This window comes from Serinibacter arcticus (assembly GCF_003121705.1).
Taxonomy (GTDB): Bacteria; Actinomycetota; Actinomycetes; order Actinomycetales; family Beutenbergiaceae; genus Litorihabitans.
This window is the reverse complement of sequence record NZ_PYHR01000002.1, coordinates 173,123-199,260: the sequence shown is the minus strand read 5'-3', so window position 1 is coordinate 199,260 and position 26,138 is coordinate 173,123. Positions and strand designations below refer to the sequence as shown.

18 protein-coding genes and 2 pseudogenes are annotated in these 26,138 nt (G+C 72.8%); 8 read left to right on the top strand and 12 right to left on the bottom strand.

From position 1 onward, the window contains the following. Positions 1-327 precede the first annotated feature (327 nt). Both C8046_RS19850 and C8046_RS19845 read left to right on the top strand, forming a co-directional pair. Positions 328-426, top strand: a pseudogene (locus C8046_RS19850) (LacI family DNA-binding transcriptional regulator); the annotation flags it as partial. Between the two features lie 349 nt (positions 427-775). Then, positions 776-1,357 carry a substrate-binding domain-containing protein gene (locus C8046_RS19845; RefSeq protein WP_328587559.1) on the top strand — a complete coding sequence of 194 codons (582 nt, stop codon included), beginning with the start codon at positions 776-778 and terminating at the stop codon, positions 1,355-1,357. Positions 1,358-1,383: 26 nt separating this feature from the next. On the opposite strand, the gene dusB is transcribed toward C8046_RS19845, so the two are convergent. From dusB to C8046_RS00965, 3 genes are read right to left on the bottom strand one after another with little or no spacing between them, the layout of a single operon-like run. Then, entirely contained in the window at positions 1,384-2,550 is a 1,167-nt protein-coding gene (dusB, locus tag C8046_RS00975; protein ID WP_109230642.1) for a tRNA dihydrouridine synthase DusB, read from the bottom strand. Positions 2,551-2,600: 50 nt separating this feature from the next. Then, positions 2,601-3,956 (bottom strand): YibE/F family protein, encoded by a 1,356-nt coding sequence (locus C8046_RS00970; protein WP_109227887.1) that lies wholly within the window; start codon positions 3,954-3,956, stop codon positions 2,601-2,603. After that, on the bottom strand, positions 3,953-5,335 hold the full coding sequence (locus tag C8046_RS00965) for a glycine--tRNA ligase (RefSeq protein WP_235866016.1): 1,383 nt from the start codon (positions 5,333-5,335) through the stop codon (positions 3,953-3,955). The genes C8046_RS00970 and C8046_RS00965 overlap by 4 nt, the downstream gene beginning before the upstream one ends. Positions 5,336-5,484: 149 nt before the next feature. Here C8046_RS00965 and C8046_RS00960 point away from each other — a divergent pair, with 149 nt between their 5' ends. The 6 genes from C8046_RS00960 to C8046_RS00935 are packed head-to-tail and all read left to right on the top strand — an operon-like array spanning position 5,485 to position 9,838. Further along, positions 5,485-6,198 carry a DUF1345 domain-containing protein gene (locus tag C8046_RS00960; protein WP_109227885.1) on the top strand — a complete coding sequence of 238 codons (714 nt, stop codon included), beginning with the start codon at positions 5,485-5,487 and terminating at the stop codon, positions 6,196-6,198. A gap of 52 nt (positions 6,199-6,250) precedes the next feature. Then, a complete protein-coding gene (locus C8046_RS00955; protein ID WP_109227884.1) occupies positions 6,251-7,189 on the top strand; it encodes a metal ABC transporter substrate-binding protein in 939 nt (312 codons plus the stop codon). Next, positions 7,182-7,988 (top strand): metal ABC transporter ATP-binding protein, encoded by an 807-nt coding sequence (locus tag C8046_RS00950; RefSeq protein ID WP_109227883.1) that lies wholly within the window; start codon positions 7,182-7,184, stop codon positions 7,986-7,988. The genes C8046_RS00955 and C8046_RS00950 overlap by 8 nt, the downstream gene beginning before the upstream one ends. Then, entirely contained in the window at positions 7,985-8,905 is a 921-nt protein-coding gene (locus tag C8046_RS00945; RefSeq protein ID WP_109227882.1) for a metal ABC transporter permease, read from the top strand. The genes C8046_RS00950 and C8046_RS00945 overlap by 4 nt, the downstream gene beginning before the upstream one ends. Positions 8,906-8,920: 15 nt before the next feature. After that, a complete protein-coding gene (locus C8046_RS00940; RefSeq protein ID WP_109227881.1) occupies positions 8,921-9,310 on the top strand; it encodes a Fur family transcriptional regulator in 390 nt (129 codons plus the stop codon). Between the two features lie 12 nt (positions 9,311-9,322). Continuing rightward, the gene (locus tag C8046_RS00935) at positions 9,323-9,838 is read left to right on the top strand and encodes a DedA family protein (RefSeq protein ID WP_109227880.1); all 516 of its coding nucleotides are present in this window, start codon (positions 9,323-9,325) and stop codon (positions 9,836-9,838) included. A gap of 1 nt (position 9,839) precedes the next feature. Here C8046_RS00935 and C8046_RS00930 read toward each other — a convergent pair whose 3' ends face one another. From C8046_RS00930 to C8046_RS00890, 9 genes and pseudogenes are all read right to left on the bottom strand, one after another. After that, positions 9,840-10,199, bottom strand: coding sequence for a VOC family protein (locus C8046_RS00930; protein ID WP_109227879.1), 360 nt, complete (start codon positions 10,197-10,199; stop codon positions 9,840-9,842). A gap of 85 nt (positions 10,200-10,284) precedes the next feature. Then, positions 10,285-11,097 (bottom strand): isoprenyl transferase, encoded by an 813-nt coding sequence (locus C8046_RS00925; protein ID WP_109227878.1) that lies wholly within the window; start codon positions 11,095-11,097, stop codon positions 10,285-10,287. After that, a pseudogene (gene recO, locus C8046_RS00920) lies at positions 11,094-11,824 on the bottom strand (DNA repair protein RecO). The gene C8046_RS00925 and the pseudogene recO overlap by 4 nt, the downstream one beginning before the upstream one ends. A 169-nt stretch (positions 11,825-11,993) precedes the next feature. Further along, positions 11,994-13,760, bottom strand: a complete 1,767-nt coding sequence (gene leuA / locus C8046_RS00915; protein ID WP_235866015.1) for a 2-isopropylmalate synthase — start codon at positions 13,758-13,760, stop codon at positions 11,994-11,996. 160 nt (positions 13,761-13,920) lie between these two features. Then, positions 13,921-15,204 (bottom strand): FHA domain-containing protein, encoded by a 1,284-nt coding sequence (locus C8046_RS00910; protein ID WP_109227877.1) that lies wholly within the window; start codon positions 15,202-15,204, stop codon positions 13,921-13,923. Positions 15,205-15,232: 28 nt separating this feature from the next. Beyond that, positions 15,233-17,500, bottom strand: coding sequence for a transglutaminaseTgpA domain-containing protein (locus C8046_RS00905; protein WP_109227876.1), 2,268 nt, complete (start codon positions 17,498-17,500; stop codon positions 15,233-15,235). After that, the gene (locus C8046_RS00900) at positions 17,497-18,759 is read right to left on the bottom strand and encodes a DUF58 domain-containing protein (protein WP_109227875.1); all 1,263 of its coding nucleotides are present in this window, start codon (positions 18,757-18,759) and stop codon (positions 17,497-17,499) included. The genes C8046_RS00905 and C8046_RS00900 overlap by 4 nt, the downstream gene beginning before the upstream one ends. Positions 18,760-18,761: 2 nt before the next feature. Continuing rightward, on the bottom strand, positions 18,762-19,721 hold the full coding sequence (locus C8046_RS00895) for an AAA family ATPase (protein ID WP_109230640.1): 960 nt from the start codon (positions 19,719-19,721) through the stop codon (positions 18,762-18,764). Between the two features lie 97 nt (positions 19,722-19,818). After that, positions 19,819-26,106 (bottom strand): Ig-like domain-containing protein, encoded by a 6,288-nt coding sequence (locus tag C8046_RS00890; RefSeq protein ID WP_109227874.1) that lies wholly within the window; start codon positions 26,104-26,106, stop codon positions 19,819-19,821. Positions 26,107-26,138 lie beyond the last annotated feature (32 nt).

Genomic DNA, 26,138 nt, shown 5'->3' with positions numbered 1-26,138 from the left:
GGTTGCCCGGGCCCCGATGGCCGAGCTCCGTTCGCCACGCTGCGACGTGCGTCACAGTACTGCAACTTGCAGCAAAGAAGGACGCTTCTCTCGACCCCGTTGCGACTGTGACCGAATCGTGACGGGAGGGCTCCCCCGCAACCGCATCGCGCTGCGGCCGTCCGCGACGTGCCACCCCGCGTGACCTCCGTCACCTCGTCTGCAAGTTGCGATAGATTTTCATCCCGGTAACCGTTGCCGAACCCGTCGGGGCGCGCCGTCGCGTCGCGAGCGGGGACGATCGCCCTCGGGCGACGCCTCGCCCACCGTGATCGAAAGGACCTCGCCGTGAGCTCTCACGACGTGCCGCGCACCCGGCTGGCCGACCTGGCCGAGCACTCGGGGGTCAGCACCGCGACGGTGTCGCGCGTGCTCAACCGCAAGCCCGGCGTGGCGGAGTCGACCCGGCAGGCGGTCTACCACGCGCTCGACATGCTCGGCTACGAACGACCGCGCCGCCTGAACTCGCCGTCGGCGGGTCTCATCGGACTGGTCATCCCGGAGCTGTCCAACCCGGTCTTCCCGGCGTTCGCCCAGGAGGTCGAGACCGCGATGGCGCACCACGGCTACACGCCGCTGCTGTGCACCCAGACGGCGAGCGGCGTCTCCGAGGACGAGTACGTCGAGACGCTCCTGGCGGCCGACGTCGCCGGGATCGTGTTCGTCAACGGTCTGCACGCCGACTCCCAGGCCCCGTGGCCCGGTACCAGCGCCTCACGGAGCGCGGCGTCCCTACGTGCTCGTCAACGGCCACCGCGAGGAGCTCGTGGCGCCGTCGGTCTCGGTCGACGAGCGGCTCGGGATGGACATCGCGGTGCGGCACCTGGCCTCGCTCGGCCACACGCGCATCGCCCTCGCCGTCGGCCCCGACCGACTCCTGCCCGCGGCCCACAAGCGCGAGGGCTTCGTCACCGCCATGAAGCGCTACGTGGGGCACGACGCCGAGCACCGCGTGCTGACGTCGCTGTTCACGGTCGAGGGGGGCGAGGCCGCGGCCCGCGCCCTCGTGCGGGAGGGCGCGACCGCGATCATCTGCGGCAGCGACGTGATGGCCCTCGGGGCGATCCGGGCGGTCCGTCAGGCCGGCATGCGGGTACCGGAGGACGTCTCCGTGGTCGGCTTCGACGACTCCGTCTTCATGAACTTCACCGACCCGCCGCTGACGACGCTGCGGCAGCCCGTGGACACGATGAGCCAGGCGGTCGTGGACACGCTGCTCAGCGCGATGCAGGGCACCGCCGCCCCGATCGAGCTGCGGTTCGCCCCGGAGCTCATCGTGCGCGGGTCGACGGCACCCGCACGGACCGCGCGGGACTGAACCTCGGGCTCAGCCGCCGGAGACGCTCAGCCGCCGGAGACGCTGAGCTCGGCCTCGTGCAGCGCGGCCGCGAGCTCGGCGTCGATCTCGCGCGAGTCGAGCCAGCCCTGCGGGACGTGCGGGATCTTGGGGGTGCCCGCGCGACCGCGCTGCCCCTCCGCAGCCTCGCCAGGGTAGGGCTGGTCGAGGTCGAGCGCCCCGAGCTTGGCGTCGAGGTCGGCGAGGGAGTCGACGAGCGCGAGGCCGGCGCGCGCGTCGCCCCCGACGGAGTACCCCTTGAGGTACCAGGCCATGTGCTTGCGCAGCTCGCGCAGTCCCCGGCCCTCGTCGCCGGCCGCGTGATCGATCATCAGCTCGGCGTGGCGCCGCAGCACGGACGCGACGAACCGCAGCCCCGGACGCTCGCGGCGCTCCGAGCCCGCGAACGCCGCGACCAGGTCGGTGAACAGCCAGGGGCGACCCTGGCAGCCGCGGCCGACGACGACGCCGTCGCAGCCGGTGTCCGCCACCATCGCCACGGCGTCCTCGGCGGACCAGATGTCGCCGTTGCCGAGCACCGGGATGTCCGTGACCGTCTCCTTGAGCCGACCGATCGCGTCCCAGTGGGCGTTGCCCGAGTAGTACTCGGCCGCGGTCCGGGCGTGCAGCGCCACCCAGGCGGCGCCGGCATCCTGCGCCATGAGCCCGGCCTCGAGGTAGGTGAGGTGGTCGTCGTCGATGCCCATCCGCATCTTGACCGTGAGCGGCACGCCGCCCTCCGCGGCCTCCGCGACGGCACCGCGCACGATCGCCGTGAACAGGTCCCGCTTCCAGGGCAGCACCGCTCCCCCGCCGCGCCGGGTCACCTTGGGGACCGGGCAGCCGAAGTTGAGGTCGATGTGGTCGGCACGGTCCTCCGTCACGAGGAGGCGGACGGCCGCCCGCACGGTGGCGGGGTCGACGCCGTAGAGCTGCACGCTGCGGATCGTCTCGTCCGGCGCCGGCGTGATGATGCGCATCGACTCGGGCGAGCGCTCGACGAGCGCGCGCGAGGTGACCATCTCGGAGACAAAGATGCCCTCGGGGGCGTCGCTCGCGTGCACGGCGGCCAGGTCGACGGCGGACGCCGCCACGGCGTCGTCGACACCGGGCAGCCCTGCCCTGGCGGCCTCGCGGCACAGCTGACGGAAGGGTGCGTTGGTCACCCCCGCCATGGGGGCGAGCACGACGGGCGTGCCGACGGTGAAGCGGCCGAGGGAGAGACTCACTCCTCCATGGTCCCAGACCGCAGCGACCGGCGGTCCCGGCGGGGCGGCCCGTCCGGGTCGACGGCGGGGGTGGGGTCCGGCGCGGGGGTCTGGTCGGGCACGGGGGCCGGGTCCGGGCCGACGGCGGGCGTGGGCCCCTGCGCGACGGGCACGGCCGCGGTGGCCGGCCCGGCGGCCACGACGACGTGCTGCCGCTCGTCGCGGCGCGAGGTCCGGACCAGGACCGCCGCGATCGCCGTCGTCACCGGGATCGCCAGCACGAGGCCGATCGAGGAGACGAGCGTGCGCACGAGCTCCTCGGCGATCGTCGCCGACGTGATGAGCTGCACGGGCGAGCGGTCGTAGACCGAGGCGATCATGAGCATCGGCAGGGCCGTTCCGACGTAGGCGAACGCCAGCGTGTAGACGGTCGAGGCGATGTGGTCGCGGCCGATGCGCATCGCGCGCAGGAAGACCCGACGGCGTGGCACGGTCGGGTCGCTGGCGTGCAGCTCCCAGACGGCGCTGGCCTGGGTGATCGTGACGTCGTTGAGCGCCCCGAGGCCGGCGATGACGAACCCGCACACCAGCAGGGCGCGCATGCTCATCTCGGGGAAGGTCGTCATGACCTGGTACCCCTCCTCCGACCCCGTGCCGAGGAGGTGGGCGCCGGAGGCGGAGACGATGGCGAGCACCGCCGTCACCGCCAGCCCGACGAAGGTGCCGAGCAGCGCCGTCGTCGTCCTGATCGATACCCCGTGCGCGAGGTACAGCGAGACGAACATCATGGCGCTGGAGCCGACGATCGCCACGAGCAGCGGGTTCGTGCCGCTCATCAGCGCGGGCAGGACGAACAGGCCGATCACGCCCAGCGAGACCGCGAGGCCGACGACGGCGGCGAGCCCGCGCCAGCGCGCCACGACCGCCACCAGGGCGACATAGGCGACCGCGAGCCAGATCAGCGGGATCTGGCGCTGGTAGTCGATGAAGGTGAACGCGGCGCCGGACTCCAGTCCCCCGGGCTGGAACAGCACCACGATGCGCGCGCCGACGGGGATCGGTTCGGCCAGGACGTCGGGCGGGACGCCGACGGCGACCTCGAGGCCCGCGCCCTCGCCCGTCAGCAGCTCGGCCGTGACCTCGGCCCCCTCGGTGCCGGGGACGGCGAGGATCCGCGCCTCCTCGAACGAGACCCCGGGGGCCGTCATCGGGATCGACCCCGCGAGCGAGTCGCCCTTGGGCCACAGCAGCGCCAGCCCGACGATCGTGGCCAGCAGCAGCGGGACGACGATCGCCGTCAGCAGCAGCCGGGCCCGGCGCACCTCCCCCGCGGGGAGGTGCACCGGGCCGTGGCCGTGCTCGTGGGTCGTCACGCGCCGAGGAGTCGCGCGCCCAGGTAGCTCGCGACCTGCGACAGCGCGACACGCTCCTGCGACATGGTGTCCCGCTCGCGGATCGTGACCGCGTCGTCGGTGAGCGTGTCGAAGTCGACCGTGACGCAGAACGGCGTGCCGATCTCGTCCTGGCGGCGGTAGCGGCGGCCGATGGCGCCGGCGTCGTCGAAGTCGACGTTCCAGTGCTCGCGGAGCTCGGCGGCCAGCGCGCGCGCCTTGGGCGAGAGCTCGCCCGAGCGCGACAGCGGCAGCACGGCGGCCTTGACCGGCGCGAGGCGCGGGTCGAGCTTGAGGACGGTGCGCTTGTCGACGCCGCCCTTCGCGTTCGGCGCCTCGTCCTCGTGGTAGGCCTCGACGAGGAACGCCATCAGCGAGCGGGTCAGGCCCGCGGCCGGCTCGATGACGTACGGCACCCAGCGCTCACCCTTCTCCTGGTCGAAGAAGGACAGGTCCTTGCCGGAGTGCTCGGTGTGGGTCTTGAGGTCGAAGTCGGTGCGGTTGGCGATGCCCTCGAGCTCGCCCCACTCGCCGCCCGTGAAGCCGAACTTGTACTCGATGTCCACGGTGCGCGTGGAGTAGTGAGAGAGCTTCTCGGCCGGGTGCTCGTACAGGCGCAGGTTGTCCGCGGCGATGCCGAGGCCCGTGTACCACTCCATGCGCGTGTCGATCCAGTACTGGTGCCACTCGGTGTCGGTGCCGGGCTCGACGAAGAACTCCATCTCCATCTGCTCGAACTCGCGCGTGCGGAAGATGAAGTTCCCCGGCGTGATCTCGTTGCGGAAGGACTTGCCGATCTGGGCGATGCCGAACGGCGGCTTCTTGCGGGCCGCCGTCGCGACGTTGCCGTAGTTGACGAAGATGCCCTGGGCCGTCTCGGGGCGCAGGTAGTGCATGCCCGACTCGTCCTCGACCGGGCCGAGGTAGGTCTTGAGCATCATGTTGAAGTCGCGCGGCTCGGTCCACTGCCCGCGCGTGCCGCAGTTCGGGCAGGCGATGTCGCCGAGGCCGTTCTCGGCGGCGCGGCCCTTCTTCGCCTCGAACTCCTCGATGAGGTGGTCCTCGCGGAAGCGCTTGTGGCAGGACAGGCACTCGGTCAGCGGGTCGGTGAAGACGCCGACGTGGCCGGAGGCCACCCACACCTGGCGCGGGAGGATGACGGCGGAGTCGAGACCCACGATGTCGTCGCGCCGCGTGACCATCGCGCGCCACCACTGGCGCTTGATGTTCTCCTTGAGCTCCACCCCGAGCGGTCCGTAGTCCCAGGCGGAGCGGGAACCCCCGTAGATCTCGCCCGACTGGAACACGAAGCCCCGGTGCTTGGCGAGGGCGATGACGGAGTCGAGACGGCTGGTAGCCACGGTGTGGTGCTCCTTGCAGACTGGGGAGGCGCACCTGGCTGGTGCGCACGGCGTCGTCCAACCTACCGTGCGGGCGCCGGCCGGACCTGTTCCCCGCATCGCCGCTCCGTCCCACCGCCCCGCCCGACGACCCCGCAGGAGACCCGCCGATGTCCGTCCTCAGCCGTGCCGTCGCCAGCGACCTGTCCCGCACCATCACCGCCACCGTCTCCGCCCTGCCGTTCGCCCTCGCGGTGACGGTGGTGCAGACGCGGGTGTGGGGCGCCGAGCTCTTCGTCGAGCGCTACGCCGAGGTCGGGATCCCGACGATCATGCTCACCTTCTGGTCGGCGGCCACGCTGCTGTACTGCCTCCTCACACACGTCCACCTCTCCCGCCTGGGCGCCGCCACCCTGCGCGAGCGGTCGGCGCGCGAGGCCGCGTCCCGTCACCGCCACTGGTACACGCCGTTGCTGGGCTCGGGCGGTCCGGCGTCGTGGACGATCAGCGGTGGATTCATCGTGCTCGTCTTCACCCTCGTGCTGGCGCAGTCCCCGGTCTGGCGATCCTCGATCTGGCTCCTCGCCATCAGTGCGCTGAGCGTCGCGTCGTCGTGGGTCGTGATGGTCTACACCCACGCCCTTCGCTACTGCGAGCGCGACGCCCAGGAGCGCTCGCTCGACTTCGGCGGCGACGAGGAGCCCGTGTTCGCCGACTACCTCCAGCACTCGCTGCTCGTCTCGGTGGCCGGGGTCGCCGCCCCGGCGACGCCGACGACGCGGGCCGGCTGGCGGGATCTCACGCAGCACGCGGTGACGGCCTTCATCGTCAACGGCGTCCTGGTCGCCATGATCGTGACGCTGCTGCTCGGACGGTTCACGTGAGGCGCGCCACGTCCTTTTGACAACGATTCTCACTCAGTCGAGAATGATTCTCATGCAGCGTTCCCTTCGTCGTGCCCTCGTCCCCCTGGCCGCCCTCGCCCTGGCCCTGCCGCTCGCGGCGTGCGGTGACGGCGGCGGCTCGGGCGGTAGCGCGGACGGCGGCGAGGTCGAGGTGATGACGGCGTTCTACCCGCTCCAGTACGCCGTCGAGCAGATCGGCGGCGACGCCGTCACGGTCGCCAGCCTCGTCCCGGCCGGCACGGACCCGCACAGCCTCGAGCTGTCGCCCTCCCAGGTCGCGAGCATGTCCTCGGCCGACCTGGTGGTCTACCTCGGCGGCTTCCAGCCCGCCGTCGACGACGCCGTGGCCCAGGCCGACCCGACGGCGCTCGACGTCGCCGACGCGGCGCGGCTCGAGGGCGAGCACGCGCACGCCGAGGGCGAGACGGAGGAGGAGCACGCCGACCACGCCGGCTCCTCGGACCCGCACTTCTGGCTCGACCCGCTCCGCATGGCCGACACGGCCGACGCCGTCGCCGCGAACCTCGCGGAGGCCGTGCCCGAGCAGGCCGAGACCTTCGAGGCGAACGCGGCAGACCTGCGCACCCGGCTCGAGCAGCTCGACACCGACTACCGCGAGGGCCTCGCCTCGTGCGAGCAGAGCACGATCGTCGTCGCCCACGAGGCGTACGGCTACCTGACGGAGGCCTACGGTCTCGAGCAGGTCGGGATCGCCGGGATCGACCCCGAGAGCGAGCCCTCCCCGGCCCGGCTCCGCGAGATCGAGAGGGTCATCGACGAGCGCGACGTGACGGTCGTCTTCACCGAGTCGCTGATCAACCCCCGCGTGGCGCAGGTGCTCGCGGACGACCTCGGCATCACGACGGCGCTCCTCGACCCGGTCGAGAACCTCACCCACCCCGACTCTGACTACCTTGCTGTCATGGAGTCCAACCTCGCCACGCTTCGTGAGGCCCTGCGCTGTGCCTGAGCCCACCCCCGTCATCGACGTCCGCGGCCTCGGCGTCACCCTCGGCACCGCCGGCATCCTGCAGGACGTCGACCTGACGGTCCGCCGCGGGGAGTTCGTCGCGCTGCTGGGTGCGAACGGCTCGGGCAAGTCCACCCTCGTGCGCACCCTCGTCGGCGTGGTGCCCCCCACCCGCGGCACCGTTCGCGTGCTCGACGCCGACATCACCCGGCGTCGCGGCGTGCCGTGGTCCCGGCTCGGCTACGTCCCGCAGCGGTCGACGGCGACGGCGGGGGTCCCCGCCACCGTGATCGAGGTCGTGACGTCGGGCCTGCTGGCCGCGGGCCGGCTGCGACCGCCACGCGACTCGCGGGCGCGGGCGCTCGCGGCGCTCGACCGTGTCGGGCTCGCCGACCGCGCGCCGCGCGCCGTGGCCGAGCTCTCCGGCGGTCAGCAGCAGCGCGTGCTGATCGCCCGCGCCCTGGCGCGCGAACCCGAGCTGCTCCTGCTCGACGAGCCCCTGGCCGGTGTCGACAGCGACAACCAGAACTCCTTCGCGCAGACGATGGGCCAGCTGCACGACGACGGCGTCACCGTGCTCGTCGTGCTCCACGAGGCCGGACCGCTGGCGCCGCTCCTCTCGCGCGCCGTCGTGCTGCGCCACGGCCGCGTCGTCCACGACGGCGCACCGCCCCGCCCGGCGCCCGGTCACGACCACCTCGACCACGACCACCAGCACGCGCACGCCGAGGACCTGCTGCCGCCGGACACGCTCGGGCTGCACAGCGCCTTTCCCGCCGACCCGGGGGTCGTTCGATGAGCACGTTCGTGGAGATGCTCACCAGCCCGCTCATGCAGCGCGCGCTCGTCGCGGCGCTCGTCGTCGGCCTGGCCGCGCCCGTCGTCGGCACCTACCTCGTCCAGCGCCGGCTCTCGCTGCTGGGCGACGGCGTCGGTCACGTGGCGCTCGTCGGCGTCGCCGCGGGGTGGCTGGTGGGCAGCGCGATGTCGCTCACCCCCCACGACGCGCTGGCGATCCCCGGCGCCGTCGTGGCGGCGGTCATCGGCGCGGTCGTCATCGACGTCGTCCGCTCTCGTGGACGAACCAGCGGTGACGTCGCGCTCGCGCTGCTGTTCTACGGCGGCATCGCCGGCGGCGTCCTCCTCATCGGCCTGGCGGGCGGGACCACCGCCAACCTCATGGGGTACCTCTTCGGTTCCATCGCCACCGTGAGCGGGGGCGACGTCCTCACGATCGCCGTGCTGGGTGCCGTGGTGCTCGCCATCGGGCTGGGGCTGCGGCCGGCGCTGTTCGCCGTCTCGCAGGACGAGGAGTTCGCGCTCTCGCTCGGCCTCCCCGTCCGCGTGCTCAACCTGGTGATCGCCGTCGTCGCGGCCCTGACCGTGACCGTCTCGATGCGCGTGGTCGGGCTGCTGCTGGTGAGCGCGATCATGATCGTGCCCGTCGCCGTCGCCCAGCAGGTGGCACCCTCGTTCCGCTCCACGATGAGCATCGCGATGGTCGTCGGGGTCCTCGTCTGCGTCAGCGGGCTGGTCATCACGTACTACCACCAGCTCTCCCCCGGCGCCGTCATCGTCTGCCTCGCCATCGCCGTCTACGCTGGGGTGGCCGCCGTGGGTCCGTGGCTGCGTCGCCGACGCGCCGAGCACGCCGACCCGCACCCGGACCTGCCGGACGACGTCCTCATGACGCCCCCGGCCGGCGATCGCACCTGAGTGGAGGCCTGAGGAGTGCAGCGAACGACGCGTCAGCGCACCGCCGTCAGCGACCTGATGGAGCACACCGAGGCGTTCCACAGCGCCCAGGAGGTGCACCGGATGCTCGCCGACCGCGATGCCCCGGTCGGTCTCGCGACCGTCTACCGCACGCTCCAGTCCATGGTCGACGCCGGTGAGGTCGACGCCCTGCGCGGGCCCGACGGCGAGACGCGCTACCGCCGCTGCGACCAGCAGGCCCACCACCACCACCTCGTGTGCCGCTCGTGCGGCACGACCGTCGAGCTCGACGCCGAGGCCGTCGAGGCGTGGTCCACCCGCATCGCGTCGCAGCACGGCTTCACCGCCGTCGAGCACACCATCGAGCTGTTCGGCCTCTGCGCCGCCTGCAGCGCCGCCGCCTGACCGGGCTCTCCCGTGCCCGAGCAGCTCGACGGCGCGCCCTTCTGGCCGCTCTTCGCCTTCTTCTTCGGCATCGTCCTGCTCCGCACCCAGCTGACCTACTGGGCCGCGCGGCTCGTGACGGCGTGGTCGCTCGACCACACCCGGCCCCAGCGGCCGTGGGTCCGGCGCGTGCACGACTGGCTCCAGGGCGAGGGCGCCGCCCGCGGGGTCCGCACCGTGGAGCGCTGGGGGCTGGTCGCCGTCCCGCTGTCCTTCCTGGCGTCAGGGACCAAGACGGTGGTGAACGCCGCCGCCGGCGTCCTGACGATGCCCTTCACGCGCTACCTGCCGGCGATGCTGCTGGGGTGCGTCGCGCACGCCACGATCTACGCGACGGTCGGCTGGGCGGCGTGGAGCGCGGCCCTGGCGGCGGCGACCGGGTCACCGTGGGGCATCGCCGCGATCGTCGCGGTGGTGATGCTCGCCGCCGCGGCGATCGTCGTGCGGGTGCGGCGCCGGCGCGCGTCCGTCGAGTCCTCGTCCGACTGAGCTAGGGCCCCTCGGTCGCCTCGGTGGCGACGCAGAACTCGTTGCCCTGCGGGTCGGCGAGCGTGAACCACCGGTTCTCGCCCTCGCTGCGCTCCCCCAGGCTCGCGGCGCCGAGCTCGACCAGGCGGGCGTGCTCGACGTCGAGGTCGCCGTCCACGACGAGGTCGACGTGCACCCTGTTCTTGCCGGGCGTGACCTCGTCGACCTTCTGGAACGCGAGGGTGCCCGACGGCGTCGAGACGACGACGAACCAGCCCTCGTTCTCGGCCAGCACCTCACCGTCGAGGATCCCGGCCCACCAGTGCGCGAGCGGCACCGGGTCGGTGGAGTCGGTCGTGATCATGCCGAGGTTGAGGCCCATGCCGCCAGCGTAGGGCGGCCGTGCGACATCCGGGCGGGAACGGTTTCGCGGTCTCACCGACCGGCGGCGGACCCGGCGGCGGCGGTCAGCTCCCGACGGCGTCCACGGCCCCGCCGTAGCGGCGGTCGCGACGGGCGTACTCCAGGACGGCGGCCCACAGGTCCCGGCGATCGACGTCGGGCCACGCCTTCTCGAGGAACACGAACTCGGCGTACGCCGCCTGCCAGATGAGGAAGTTGGAGGCGCGCTTCTCGCCGCCGGTGCGGATGAACAGGTCGACGTCGGGCATGTCCGGCTCGTCGAGGTGACGCGCGATCGTCTGCTCGCTGATGCGGGCGGGGTCGATCCGCCCGGCCGCGGCGTCGGCGGCGATGCGGCGGACCGCGTCGGCGATCTCGGCGCGCCCGCCGTAGTTCACGCACATCGTCAGGGTGCAGCGGGTGTTGCCCTCGGTGAGCGCCTCGGCCTCCTCGAGCTCGGCGATGACGCTGCGCCACAGCCGCGGCCGGCGGCCGGCCCACCGCACACGCACGCCCCAGGAGTTCATGACGTCGCGACGGCGGCGCAGCACGTCCCGGTTGAAGCCCATGAGGTACCGCACCTCCTCGGGCGAGCGCTTCCAGTTCTCGGTGGAGAACGCGTAGGCGCTGACGTGGGAGACACCCAGGTCGATGGCGCCGGCCACGACGTCGAGGAGCACCTGCTCCCCCGCGGCGTGCCCCTCGGTGCGCGGCAGGCCGCGGGCGTTCGCCCACCGGCCGTTGCCGTCCATCACCAGGGCGACGTGCTTCGGCACGAACCGCGGGTCGAGCCGGGGCGCGGTCTCACCCGAGGGGTGCGCGGGCGGGTCGACGATCTCGTGCGGCTCCCAGCGCACCGGCCCCTGACGGCGCCTCATGCGCGCACCACGTGGCGCAGCGACCGCAGCTGACGCTCCATGTGCCACTGCAGGTAGACGGCGACCAGGCCGCTGCACTCCCGGCGGTGCCGCTCGTCGCTGGTGTCGGCCACCGACCAGTCACCGGCCAGGAGGGCGCCCAGCAGCAGGAACGTCTCGGGGGCGGGGGCGGCGGCGCCGGGGGACGGCAGTCGGTGCACAGCGCGCCGCCCATCGGGGCGGAGAACGCGCGGTGCGGACCTGCCTCGCCGCAGCGCGCGCAGGTGGAGAAGCTGGGGGCCCAGCCGGCGACGGCGAGCGCGCGCAGCAGGTAGGAGTCCAGCACGAGGGTGGCGGCGTGCCGGCGGTCGGCCAGCGCGCGCAGCGCCCCCACGAGCAGCAGGTACTGCTGCGTGGCCGGCTCGTGCTCGACGTCGGTGAGCCGGGCCGCGGTCTCGACCATCGCCGTCGCCGTCGTGAACAGCGCGTAGTCGGCCATGAGCGAGCGGCCGTGCGGCGCGAGCGTGTCGACCTGCGTGACGACGTCGAGGTTGCGGCCCGAGTAGAGCTGGACGTCGATCACGCCGAAGGGCTCCAGGCGCCCGCCGAACTTGCTCGAGGTGCGGCGCACCCCCTTCGCGACGGCGCGGACCAGCCCGTGCTCGCGCGTCAGCATCGTCAGGATGCGGTCGGCCTCGCCGAGGTCGTGGGTGCGCAGCACCACCGCCTCGTCCCGATATGTCCGCACCGGTCCATCCTCCCTCACGCATGCGACATCGCCCTCCGCGACGCGCACGCGACGAGCGTGAGCGACCGCGAGGGCGATCCTTCGCCGCGACGGCGATCCTGCGCGGATCGCCGTCGGGTCGGATGGATCGCCCTCGGCGGTGCTGGTGGTGCTTGCTGCTGGTGGTGGCTCAGCGCACCGCGCGGTTGACCGCCGAGACGATCGCGCGGAAGGACGACGTCGTGATGGACGCGTCGATGCCGACACCCCACAGGACCTGTCCCTCGACCTCGGCCTCGATGTAGGAGGCGGCCTTGGCGTCCTCGCCCTGCGAGAGGGCGTGCTCGGCGTAGTCCATGACGGTCACGTCGACCCCGCGCTGACGCAGGATCGAGGAGAACGCGTCGATCGGGCCGTTGCCGAGGCCGCGCAGCTCGTGCTCGACGCCGCCGTCGACCAGCACCGCCTCGAGCTCGGTGTCGCTGCCCTCGCCCGCCGTCGTCAGCCGCGTCGACCGCAGGGCGAACCGGCCCCACGGGTGCAGCGCGGAATCCGCGGGAGCGGGCAGGTACTCGTCCGTGAAGATGTCCCACAGCCGGTCGGCGGTGACCTCGCCGCCGGCGCTGTCCGTGTGCGCCTGCACCATGCGGCTGAACTCGATCTGCAGGCGGCGCGGCAGGTCGAGCTTGCGCTCGGTCGACATCAGGTAGGCGATCCCGCCCTTGCCCGACTGGCTGTTGACGCGGATGACGGCCTCGTAGCTGCGGCCGACGTCGCGCGGGTCCACCGGCAGGTACGGGACGGTCCACGGCACGGCGAGCTCGTCGCCACCGGCCGCGGCCACGTCGGCGTCGCGCTTGGTCAGGCCCTTCTTGATCGCGTCCTGGTGCGAGCCCGAGAACGCGGTGTAGACCAGGTCGCCGCCGTAGGGGTGACGCGGGTGGACGTCCATCTGGCCGCAGTACTCCACGGTCCGACGGATGTCGTCGATGTCGGAGAAGTCGATCCCGGCGTCCACGCCCTGCGAGATGAGGTTCATCCCCAGCGTGACGAGGTCGACGTTGCCCGTGCGCTCGCCGTGGCCGAACAGGCAGCCCTCGACACGGTCCGCCCCGGCCATCACGGCCAGCTCGGCGGAGGCGACGGCGGTGCCGCGGTCGTTGTGGGGGTGCACGGACAGCACGACGTGCTCGCGGCGGCTGAGGTTGCGGCTCATCCACTCGATCTGGTCGGCGTACACGTTCGGGGTGGCGCGCTCGATCGTGGCCGGCAGGTTGAGGATGATCTCGCGGTCGCCGTCGGGCTCCCAGACGTCCATGACCGCCTCGCACACCTCGAGCGCGTAGTCGATCTCGGTGTCGATGAAGATCTCGGGCGAGTACTCGTAGCCGACGATCGTGTCGGAGTCGAGGTACTTCTCGAAGTAGTCCATGACGTCCCGCGTGCCCGACACGGCGATGTTCTTCGTGCCGTCCCTGTCCGTGCGGAACACCACGTCGCGGAAGACCGGCGCGGTCGCGTTGTACATGTGGACCGTCGCGCGGTGCGCGCCGACCAGCGAGGAGACGGTGCGCTCGATCAGGTCCGTGCGGGCCTGCGTCAGCACCGAGATCGTCACGTCCTGCGGGATCGCGTCGGACTCGATCAGCGAGCGGACGAAGTCGAAGTCGGTCTGGCTCGCGGCCGGGAACCCGATCTCGATCTCCTTGTAGCCCATGCGGACCAGGAGCTCGAACATCCGGTGCTTGCGCGCCGGGTCCATGGGCTCGATCAGGGCCTGGTTGCCGTCACGCAGGTCGGTGGACAGCCAGCGCGGCGCCTGCAGGATGCGCTTGCTCGGCCACGTCCGGTCGGGCAGATCGATCCCGTTGACCTCGTGGAAGGGCGGGTACTTCGCCAGCGGCATCGGGGTGACGTCCAGCTCGGCGGGGCTGTTGGTGGAAGGGCGGTGGCTCATCGTTCTCTCTCCAGTGCGAGGGGCTCCGGCAGGCAGCGGGAACGCCGCGACGAGGAAGCCAGCCGTTCTAGGCCTCGTCGCGGCACCGAAGGAGGAGGGCACCGAAGGGCAGCACGCCGTCACCATAGCCCACGTCGGAGGACCGGTGACGCACCGTCCCTCACGCGGACCGGTGATCGACCGCCTCGACGCGGATCGCGACCGCGCCGAGCGTCACGGTCTCTCCCGGCCCGACGACGGCGCCCTCCCACGGGTGCAGGCGCCGGCGTCCAGCGGCCCAGACCACCGCGGTGCCGTTGCTGGAGGCGCGGTCGGTGACCGTCACCTCGTGCTCCCCGACCTCGAGCAGGGCGTGCGTCTTGGAGACCCCCGGATCGGTCACGACCAGCGGGAGCAGCCCCTCCTCGCCCTCCCGGGCGCGGGGCGCTCGTCCCACGAGCCACCGGCCGGGGCCGAGCACGCGGGGGTCCTGGCCGTCGTCGAGCACGACGACGACCGGCACGGACGGGCTGGGGACCGGTCGCACGGTGGTGTGCTCCGGGAGGTCGGAGCTCGGGGTTTGGCTCGGTGCGGGCGCGGGTGCGAGGGCGGGTGGCGGGACGACGGCGCGGGGTGCCCGCTCCGTCGTCGTCGCCGGCAGCGGGCTGGGGGCGCCGGGGACCAGCGGGACGGGGGGCGACGGCGGGGGTGGAGGCGGCGGCACGGGGCTCGCCACCGGGGCAGGAGCCGCGTTCGGGTACGGGCTCGGCGCCACCCACCCGGCCCCGGCGGCCGGCGAGTCGAGCGGGGCGAAGCTCGCCGCCTGCTCCGCCACGTCGCCACGCCCCCTGACGTCGTGGCCGCGCCGGCCCTGGGCCAGGCGCCGGGTGCCGACGGCGGCCAGCGCCAGCGTCACCAGGGCCGGCACGGTGGTGACCAGCCCGGCCACCACCTGCCCCGCCGTCGGCGCCGGCGGTCCGCCGAGGACCGTGGTCGCGACGGACGCCAGCACACCGAGCACGAGGACGCCGCAGCCCACCAGCCGGACGACCCCGGTCGGGCGCAGCAGGGCGCCGAGGGTGGGGGGCGTCGGCGCTCCGACCAACCATCCCTGGAGGGCGCGGGTGGTGGTGGACCCCTCGCGGACGGGGCCCGCCGCGAGCAGCAGCCCGCCGAGCAGGAGGGCGACCCCGCCGAGCGTGCCGGTGACGGAACCACCGGGGACGCCGACCCCGGCACCGGCGTCGACGAGCCAGCGTCGGAGCAGGACGACGAGGCCGGCGTTCACGGCGAGGAGCGCGACGACCTGACGCACGAGGCGGCCGGGCCGGGCGAGCGTCGCCGTCAGCGTGCCGACGGCCTCCTGCCGCAGCGCCTCGCCGCCGGACCCGGCGACGCGGGGACGGCGGTAGGCCTCGCCGAGGAACGGTCGGGCCCGGGCGGGGGTGGAGTCGAGCAGCGCCATGGGGCCATTGTGGTGGTCCGGGGGCGGCTCACGCGCGCCGGCGCAGCGAGGCGAACGTCGTGCGCGCCCGCAGCCGTCGCCACAGCGAGGCCTTCGTGCGCAACGAGCGCTCCGTCCCGCGGACCTCGGACCAGAACGCGTCGGCCGCGGCCTCGTCGGCCGGGGTCGGGCCGAACACCGCCTCGTCGGCACGCGTGGCGAGCGCGACGGCCGAGGTCCCGGAGCTGCCGAAGTAGCCGCGGATCGCACCGGCCTGCTCCCGGCGGGTGCCGGTCGGGAGCCGCTCCAGGCCGAGGTCGCGCGCGGTGTCCTGGAGCTCCAGCCAGCCGCCCGCGACACGCGCCGCGCCGTCGCCGCGACGCTTGCGACGCCGTCGCCGGCGGACCTTGAGCAGCACGGCGACCAGCGCCGGCAGGAGCAGCAGCACCAGCGGGATGCCGAGGTAGCCGAGCCAGCGGACGACGGCGGGCACCTCGGGCTCGGGCTCGGGCTCGTTGTCCGTCTCGACGTCGGCGTTCCCGGAGTCGAGGCTGGGGATGTCCGGGGCCGCGACCGGCGGCGGCGGGGGCTGCAGCATCTGGGGCTGGGGGCGGTCGGCCGGTGCCGGGTCCTCGGAGATGGGGACGTTGTTCTCGGGCGGCGTGGGGTCGAACGCGACCCAGCCGGCACCCTCGAACTGCACCTCGACCCAGGCCGTGACGTTGCCGCCCGTGACCTCCCAGGTGGTGCCCGTGTCCCGCTCGCCGCGCGCGAAGCCGTACACGACGCGGGCGGGCCAGCCCTGCTCGCGGACCATGAGCGCCATGAGCGCCGCGTACTGCTCGGCGTCGCCGATCATCTCGGGCGCCTCGATCATGAGGGCCATCCGCGCCTGGCCGTGCCCGGCCGCCGAGGGGACGTCGCCCTCGAGGCCGTGGGAGAAGAAGCCCTGCAGCGCCAGGCCGTCGGCCAGCTTCTGGACGCGGTCGACGTCCGTCGTCGCGCCCTCCATGAGCTGGGCGGCCTTCGCCGTGAGCCCGTCGGGGACGCCCGTGACCTGGGGGTAGGGGGTCTCGCTGAACACCTCACCGCTGAGCTGGTCGCCGGTGACGACCGGGTCGGGCCGGGTGGTGAGGGTGAAGGAGTCGCCCTCGGTCAGCTTCGCCGTGACGATCGCCGTCGTCGTCCGGTCGTTGTAGAAGACGGTCCGCGAGAGGTTCGTGGCCCGGTCGCCCTCGAAGGTCACGTCCTCGACGCGGCCGATCATCGGCAGCCACACGTCGTCGTACGCGTTCACGGTGACGTCGATCTCGATCGCGTCGCGGTCGAGCTCCGCGACGAACCGGTCGGTCGCGCGGAGGTAGCGGCCACCGGTGAGCGTCTCGCCGTCGCTGACGTCCCAGACGAGGCCGTCGTAGGTGTCCAGGGTCGCGAGCCGGATCCGGGTCAGCTCCTCGGGGACGCCGTCGAGGGTGAGCAGGACGTCGTCCTCGAAGTCCTTCAGGTAGGCGCGGTGGCCGGCCAGCGGGCTCGGGTAGTTCTCCTCGAGCGGGGGCGGTTCGACGTGGTCGCGCAGCACGTAGCGGGGCTCCGCGGGCGCGGCGAGCATGCTGCCGCCGACGACCCCGAGCACGGCGACCGCGCCCAGCACCGCCGTGCCCACGGGGCGGTTGAGTTCGATGCGCCCCGAGCGCCACGCGGGCCACGCGAGGCCGGCCAGCACGGCGACGCCGCCGATCGCCGCGGGCGCGACGGTCGTCGTCGTGCCCAGCAGCACGCTGCCCACGAGCACGATCGCCGGCACCAGCAGCGCGAGCGGCCGGAACCGTCCCGCGCGGAGCGCGATCGTCACGGCCACGACGGAGCCGAGGAGCGCGAGCAGGTAGACGACCGCGAGGAGGCCGTCGGCGTTGCCGAGCGGCGGCTGCAGCGTCAGCACCTGCTTCCAGACGCGGACGACGGCGATCCCGAGCGTGCGCCACGTCTCGAGCGTCGGCAGGACGCCGCCGATCGCCGTCGTCGGCGCGGTGAGCGCCGCCGTCGCGATGAGGCCACCGAGCGTCACGGCGGCGACGACGACAGCGTTCCATCGCCGTCGCGCACCGAGCAGCGCGATCCCCGCACCGAGCGCCACGCCGACCACCGCGGCCACGACGGCGTGACCCGAGCGGTAGACGGGCCAGAGCGGGAGGAGCGCCACCAGGAGGAGCAGGCTCGGGACGGCGATGTCGACGACGCGCTGGACCGTGCCGGACGCACCGGTGCGGGTCGCGCGGCGGGCACCGACCTCGACGGCGGGCGCCGACGTCCCGCTCACGAGGAGCTCCGGTGCTGGGCGCGGGCGAGCTCGCCGAGCGACCCGAGCGTGATGGAGGACAGCCCCGGGATCTTCCGGACGGCGGTCGGCGCGCCGGGCTGGGCCCGCACCGCGATGACCTGCGCCCCGAGCGGCAGGACCGACGCCATGGCGCGCAGGTCACGGGGGCCGGGCACGCTCCCGACGCCGAGGACGATGATCGCGGCGCGCGGGTAGTCCCGGGCGATCGTGCGGCAGGTCTCGGTCAGCGTGACGCCGCCGCCCGCCTGCTCGACCGCCGTGAGGGAGTCGAGCAGCGCGTCCGGCGAGGAGGTGCGGAGCGTCTCGTGGGTCGTCAGCGCCGCGATGTCGCGCTGCTCGCGCACGGCGTGCAGCGCGTAGGAGCCGAGCGCCGAGATGGCGAGCTCGAACTCCTCGGGATCCGTGCCGTAGTCGCCGGGCCGGCAGGAGAGCGCGACGACGAGCTGCGACCGCCGGGTCTCGACGAACTGGCGGACCATCAGCTTCCCGGTGCGCGCGGACGAGCGCCAGTGGATGCTGCGGCGGTCGTCTCCCGGGGAGTACTCGCGCAGCGCGTGGAAGGTGAGGTCGGAGGCGGTGAGGTCCCGCGACTCCTGGCCCTCGAGGTCGTGCACCAGCCCGGAGTGGCTGCTCGCGAGGCGAACCGTGCGGGGATGGACGTAGAGCTCCTGCGGCTTGGTCCACGTGACCGTGCGGCGCACGAGGCCGAGCGGGTCGCCGCGCACCGAGCTCACGGGGCCGACGACGATGACCGCGCGCCGGGAGGTCGGGACGGCGAACAGGTCCTCGTGCTCCTCCCCCGCACCCAGCGACGGGAGGCCGAAGCCGGCTCGGCCGGCGCCGACCGGCAGCTCGATCCGGGCAGGTAGCACGCGGCGGTCGCCGACGTTGCGCACCGTGATGCCGCCGACGGCCCGGTCGCCGACGGTGACGCGGTGCTCGCGGAGCCGGAGCCGCACCTCGTAGGGGTGGCGACCGACGGTGAAGGCGAGCGCGACGACGAGCGTCGCCCCGAGCCCCCAGCCGATCGCGACCAGCTCGACCCACCCGAAACGGTGGCCGATCACGAGGCTCGCGACGACGACGGCGAGCACCACCCACGCCGACAGGCTCACCCATCCCAGGACCGGGGTGACCTGGCGCAGGCCCGCCTGCAGGGTCGACCGCGTGCCCTGGAACAGGCGACCGCGGGTGGTGGTCCCCGCGACGGGTGCGGGGGTGCGGGACGTCGTGGACATGCTCAGGCGCGCTGCTGGGGCGGTGCGACGTCGGCGAGCACGCGGGCGAGCGACACGGCCGCCGTCGCGCCGTCGAACTCGGCCTCCGCGTCCATCACCATGCGGTGTGCGAGGACCGGCTCGGCGAGGTCCTTGATGTCGTCCGGCACGACGTAGTGGCGGCCGTTCGCGGCGGCCCAGCTCTTCGCGGCCCGGACGAGCGACAGGGCGCCGCGGACGGAGACGCCGAGGCGGATGTCGGTCGTGGAGCGCGTCGCGGCGGCGAGGCGCGAGACGTAGTCGAGCACGGCGGGGTCGACGTAGACGGTGGCGGCGAGGTCGATCATCTCGACCACGGCCTGCGCCGTGATGACGGGCGCCAGCGTGGCCGAGCGGTCGCGGACCGCGGCCCCGCTGAGGATGTCGACCGTGGCGTCGTGGTCGGGGTAGCCGAGCGAGGACTTCATGAGGAAGCGGTCGAGCTGCGCCTCGGGGAGCCGGTACGTGCCGGCCTGCTCGATGGGGTTCTGCGTCGCGATGACGAGGAACGGACGACCCACCTCGTGGGGGGTGCCGTCGATCGTGACGCGCCCCTCCTCCATGACCTCCAGCAGTGCCGACTGCGTCTTCGGCGAGGCGCGGTTGATCTCGTCCGCCAGCACGATCGAAGCGAAGATCGGGCCCGGGTGGAACTCGAACTCGCGGCTGTTCTGGTCGAAGATCGTCACACCCGTGACGTCGCTCGGGAGCAGGTCGGGCGTGAACTGGATGCGGCTGTGCGTGGCCTGCACGGTCGCGGCGAGCGAGCGCGCCAACGACGTCTTGCCCGTGCCGGGGAAGTCCTCGAGCAGCATGTGGCCGCCCGAGAGCAGGCACGTGAACGCGAGCTTGACGGCCTCGGGCTTGCCGAGGACCGCCTGGCCGACGTTGTCGACGAGGCGCGTGAACGTCTGGGAGAACCAGGCGGCCTGCTCGGCCGTCATGTACTGCGGGGCGGGGGCGGTGGTCACGTGGCGGCCGGCCTTTCGACGTTCTGGGGAGGTGGATCGTGCTCGGGGCGTGTCGGAATCATGACGCCCCTCACCAGGCTCTGCGTTCAGCGGTGAACTCGCCGGGAGCACCCGTGACCCAGACCTGGCCGGAGCAGGCGCCGCGGTGGGGCGGCGGGTCCCCCCGAGAGATCTGCTGCGAACCGCTCGCCCCGCGGATCGCGAGCGAGTATCCCGATCCCGAGAAGTTGCACTGTCCGTCCATGTTGAAGCCGACGACCAGGTCGCGGTCCGCGGTGACGCCGGCCCAGTGGACGATGAGCGTGTAGCAGCCCGACGGGCTGTACGGGCGCTGGCAGGCTCGCTCCCCACCCTTCGTGATCCACAGCCGCGGCGGGTCCGGCGGCGGCGGCGGGTCGGTCCGTCGGGTGTCGGTGTTCGACAGCTGTTCCTGCGCCGGACCGGACACGGCGTAGCGCGCCTGCACGGTGAACTCCTGGTCGTAGCCGTTGCCGAGGTTGACGACCCCGCTGCCGGGCACGTTCTCCCAGCCACCGTTGTTCACGCGGTACTGGAACGCGGCCTCGGGTCTTCCGTTGGCGCCGCTGGCGGGTCGCGTGATCGTGAAGCGGACGCCCTGCGCCCCGACCTTCTCGCCACGCACCGCGGGCGCACCGATCGGACCGTACGGCGTGACGGCACCCGTGGCCGCGCTGGCGTCGCCGCAGTAGGTGTTGCACGCCCGGACCTGGACCGTGTAGCTCGAGCCGTTCGTGAGCCCGCCGATCGTCTTGTTGGCCGGCACGTTCGACCAGCCGCCACCGTTCAGCGCGTACTGGAACCGGTCGATCGCCTGGCCGTTGTCGCCCGGCGTGCCGTAGTCGATGACGATCTGGCCGTTGGAGCCGGTCGGAGCCGCGGTCGTGCCGGTCACCTGCCCGGGCTTGCCGAACGACCGGACGGAGGCGGAGGCCGCCGACGTCTCCGACGGTCCCGCCTTGTTGGAGGTGCTGACCGTGAACGTGTAGTCCTGACCGTTGTCGGCCGCGTAGGTGTAGGACGTCTGCCCCGGCGGGAGACTGATCGACGGCTGCGCGACGCCGGTCCGGTACGGCGTGAGGATGTAGTCGCGCAGGGCGTCGCCGTTGTTCGCCGGTGCCGTCCAGGCGACCTGGATCTGGCCGCCGATCGGGGTGTCGACGCGCGTCGCCCGCGGGGCCTCGGGGCGCGACGGCGGTGCCGCCGGGATCTCCGGGGCCGACCACGCCGACCAGTCCCCCGGATCCGGTGCGCTGTTGCGGGCCCGGACGCGGAACGTGTAGGCCGTGCCGTTCTGGAGCGAGGACCACGTGAGCTGGGTCTGGGCGCCGACGGTCTGCTGACCACCGCCCGTCGCGGGCGAGATCTGGACGTCGTACTCCAGGATCGGCGACCCCTCGTTCACCGGCGTCGTCCACGTGACGTCGATCAGCGCGTTGCCGAACGCCAGGGTCGGAGCGGACGGGGCCTCGGGCTTGACATCGGGGCGGGCGATGGCGGAGGACGCGCTGGCGGGCCCCTCGCCGACCTTGTTGCTCGCCGTCACCGTGAACGTGTACTCGACGTTGTTGGTCAGGCCCCCGATGACGCAGGTCGTCGCGGCGCACTGCTGCGCGCCGCCCGCCCAGGTCACCGTGTAACCCGTGATCGGGGCGCCGTTGTCGACGGGCGTCGTGTACGACAGCGTCACCTCGCGGTTCCCGACGGCCTCGACCCGCGGCGCCGACGGGGCGGCGGGAACGCCGATGACGTTGGCGCGGATGCGCGCCTGCACGGCGCGGTCGGGGTCCTGGGTCGCGTCCTGCACCGTGTAGAGGATCGAGAGGCGGCCGACGAAGTCCTGGGGCGGGGTGACGCTCACGGTGCCGCCGGACACCGAGACCGAGGCCGACCCCGTCTCGACCTCGGGGGTCCCGACGATCACGAGCGGCTGGTCGGGGAACGGGTTGGTGTCGTTGGCGAGCACGTCGATCGGGACGGTCTGTCCCTGCTGCACCTCACCGAGGTCGTCGTCGGCGGCGAAGGCCATCGGCCGCTGGCTCGCGACGGCGTTCGCGATCATCGTGGCGACCACCGGCTCGTTGACCTGGTCGGTGACCGAGACCTGGAACTCCCCCCGCGTGCCCTTCTGCGTGTCGAGCGCCGCGGTGACGTGCAGCTCGATGCCGCTGACGAGCTCGGCGGTGAAGCCCGCCGGCTGCCCGAGCAGCTCGAACCGCAGGTTCTCCAGGTCCTCGGGGTTGAGGTCGTTGGACAGGCTCTGCAGGTTGATCACCTGCGGCTCGGTCACCCCGGCCTCGACGTCGATCTCCGTGCTGCTCAGCGTGGGCGGCATGTTGCCGTCCGGGAGCACCTCGATCGGGATCGTGAGCGTCGAGACCTTGCGCTCCGGATCGTTGAGGTCGGCCGCGTCGGTGACCTCCACGGTGACGTTGGCCGGGCCGACGTAGCCGGCCAGCGACGTGAAGGTCACGGTGTCGCTGTCGACGACGGGCTCCGAGCCGTCGGAGTTGGTGGCGAGCACCTTGCTCGTGTCCGTCACCTGCACCGGGTCGCCCGAGACCGTGACGATCACGTCGTTCAGCTCGATCGTCAGCGGCTGACCCGTGAGGACCTCGAGCGGGGCGAGATCGGTCCGCAGCGCGGGACCGGAGTCCTCCACCCCGGGCACGTCCACGAAGGCATAGGTCGACAGGCCGTCCGGATCGGTCACCTGGTAGGTGACGATCTGACGGGTCGGCGCGAGCACGACCCGCACCTTGCTGATCCCGTCGACCGTGACCAGCGACGCGTTCGGCTGTCCGTCCGGCAGGCCGAGCACGAGCGAGGCCGCCTCGCCGTCGGGGTCGTAGTCGTTGGCGAGCACGTCGACCTCGACGGAGTCCTGCCCCACGATCTCCGGGACGGGCACCATGTCGTCCAGCGCGATCGGCGTGTGCAGCGGGGCGTCGGGCGAGACCTGGAGCGTGAGCGTCGAGATCGCCTGACCGCCGTTGCGGTCGATCACCCGGAAGGTCACCGTGTAGGTGCCGGGATCGACCGGCGTGCGGATCGCGAGCCGGCTCTCCTCGCCCGTCGTGACCTCGAGCCCGCCCTTGTCGATGAAAGCGTCGACGACGAGCGCATCGCCGTCGGGATCCGTCGCCTCGGCCAGCACGTCCACCGTGACGTCGCGATCGGGGCGGTGGTGGGCCTCGACGGCCGGCACCACGGGATTGCGGTTGATGGCCGGCGGCGGAACGATCCCCACGGACACGGCACCCGTGGCGATCTGACCCGGACGGTCGCGCACCTGGAACGTGAACTCGTCGGTGCCGACCGAGTTGGGATACGCCACGTAGTCGAGGTAGTCCGTCCCCACCTCCACGATCTGGCCGAGCGTCGGCGCGGAGCCGATGCCGAGGAGCTGGACCGAGTCGCCGTCGGGGTCGATGCCGATCAGCGTGATCGGGACCCGGATCCGCTCGCGCTGGAACGCCCGGGTCTCGACGTCCACGGGCACGGGGGCGGCGTTGCCCTCGGACGCGAGCACGTTGATCACGATCTGGGCCGAGGTCTTCTGCCCGTTGGAGTCGACGACGGAGTAGATGGCGGTCTGCTGCCCCGCCTCCGTCGGCGCCTGGTAGCGCACCACGTCCTGGGTCACGAACATCAGGCCGGCCGCGGGCGGCGTCACGATCGTCTCCTCGACGTGGAACTCGAGCCCGTTGGGGTGGTGGTCGTTGGCGAGGACGGGGATCGTCACGTAGTCGCCGACCCGCACGTTCGCGACGTCCTTGACGGCGATCGGCGGCTGCGGCTGGGTGTCGGCCTGGAGCGGGATCACCTGGACCTGGCCCTCGGCCGTCCCGCTCTCGTTCGCGATCGTGTAGCCGACGGTGACGGGCTCCTGGAGCACCCGGTCGCTGGTGATGCGCAGCAGCCGGTGCTCGATGACGGCGACGTTCAGCCCGTAGCCGGTCGGCACGTCGACCTGCTGCACCGCGAGCACCCCGCCACGGGGATCGGTGTCGTTCACCAGGACGTCGACGACGACCTCGCCGCCCGGCGGTAGCAGCGCCGTGTCGCGGACGGCGATCGGGTCGCCCTCGCCCCGCGCCTTGACGTCCACGCGGATGAGTCCCTCGCCGGTCGCGCCGTCGTCGTCGGCGATGAGGTAGGTCGCGTAGTACGCGCCGGGCTGGTCGGCCGTGAGCTCGACCGTCCCGTCGGTGTAGTTGGGCGTGGTCGTGCCACCGGGCGAGAACGGGTTGACCTGCGCCAGCCTCGGGGGCTCGCCGGAGGAGTCCGTGTCGTTCAGCAGCGGCTCGACGACGATCGTGTCGCCGACGAAACCGGAGGCGAAGTCGAACTCGGCCCGCGGCGGCTGGTTCCCGTCGACCACCTCGACCATGATGTCGATCGGGGTGGCGTCGTACCCGTCGAAGACCTGCAGCGTGATGGTCTTGGCCGCCGTCGAGACCCCGGCGTCGGAGAACGTGACGTTCCCGTCCGGCGTCGTGCGGACGCTGTCGCCCTCGCTGTCGACGGTCGCCGACGACAGCGTGAGCTCGTCGCCGTCGGGGTCGCGGATGTCCGCGAACACGTTCCGGCTGACGCTGGCGCCGCTGGAGACCTGCATGGTGATGTCGCGCAGCAGCTCCGGGGGGTTGTTCTCCCCCGGGGGCACGACGTTGAGCGTGACGGTGGCGTCGTCGGTGCCGCCGCGACCGTCGTCGGCGGTGTAGGTGAAGGTGCCGCTGCCGGAGGCGTCCTCGGGGACGACGACCTGGAGCGCGCGACCGCCGAGCACGACCTGCGGCGTCCCGAACCCCTCGGGGAAGTCGGCGGGCGGCAGGACGGTGAGGAGGTCGCCGTCGGGGTCGGCGTCGTTGTCGAGCACCGGCAGCAGCCGCGTCGTCCCGGGGCGCAGCCCCAGGGTGTCGTCGTTCGCGGTCGGAGGCCGGTTCTCCTCGTCGCGGTCGAGCGGAACGTCCTCCTGGACCGTGTCGTGGGAGTCCTCCTCCTCCTGCTGCGCGTTGGGCGGCGGGGAGGTGTCGAGCCAGTCGTCCACGGGGATGAGCTGGTTCTCGATCTTCCAGACGGCGCCCGTGGCCATGTCGTTGAGGACCACGTAGCCGCGGTTCATGCGGAAGGTGAGGTCGGCGTCGGGCGCGAGGCCGTCGACCTGCCACGGCACGCCGGCGTCGTTGCACAGCCGTACGGTCGCGCTGGTGTCGCCGCTCCAGGCGCCGTAGGCGCAGCCGTTGACGACGACGGGGGTCGCCGGGCTGCCGGACACACCGGCCTCGGCGACGTCGGGCTCACCGCCGTCCAGCGGGAGGCGCACGACGGCGTCGCGCGTCGCGAGCGTGACGTCCGGTCGGGCCTCGCCCGTGGCCTGCAGGGCGACCTCCTCGGCGTCGAGGTCGAGCTCGTAGGTCTCCGCGAGCTCCGACAGCAGCACGGTCTCGACCTCGGGCTGGACGATCTCCACCTGGGGGACGTTCTCCTCGTCCACGCGGATGGTCCGGTGGACGAGGACGACCGGGCTGGTCCCGACCGTCGTGAGGGAGATCTCCGCGTCGTCGAGGTCGTCGGGCGCCAGGATCGACTCGGTCAGGTCCCAGGTCTCGGGCTCGGGCTCCTCGAGGTCCTCCAGGTCGGTGGGGAGCTCGCCCGCGGCGGCCTCCGCACCCGTGGTCGAGGCCGCGTCGTCGGCGGCGTCGGCATCGGCGGTCTCGGTCGCCTCGGCCTCGGCGGCCTCGCCCCGCGCGATCGCGGCGTAGATCTCGGCCTCCTCCGCCGTGATGGCGGTGAGCACGCGCGTGGTGGGGTCGAAGACCCAGGTGGTGCCCTCGACGTCGACGTCGATCGCCGAGCGGGCGTCGAACCGCTGCGTCGGCGGCGTCTCGGCGTCCTCGAGGACGCTCAGCGTCTCGACGGTCACGATGCGCAGGTCGCCGGTACCGCTGTCGAGGACGGACACCGTGCCGTTGCCGAGCGCGATCTCGCGGGTGGCCGGGAGGCTGGCGCCCCCGACGAACGCGACCTGGGCCGGATCGACCCGCTTGACGTAGTCGGTGCCGTCGTCGATCACGAGGACGTCGCCGTCCTCCTGGAGCACGTCGAACGCGGCGGTGTCGGCCGCGAGCGAACCGTCGACCTGGCTGATCGGGTAGTTGAGGCGACCGAACTGGACGTCGCCGGTGGAGGTGACCCAGACGCCCCCGTCGTTGAGGCTGACGTCCGCCGTCGCGACGCCGTCGTAGGTCAGGCTGAGCGCGACGACCGTCCCGACCACGAGGCTGACGGCGGTCGCGCTGGCGACCGTGCTGCGACGTCTCGAACGCTCGGTCAACGTCTCCCCCGGGGAACTCGGCACATGAGGTT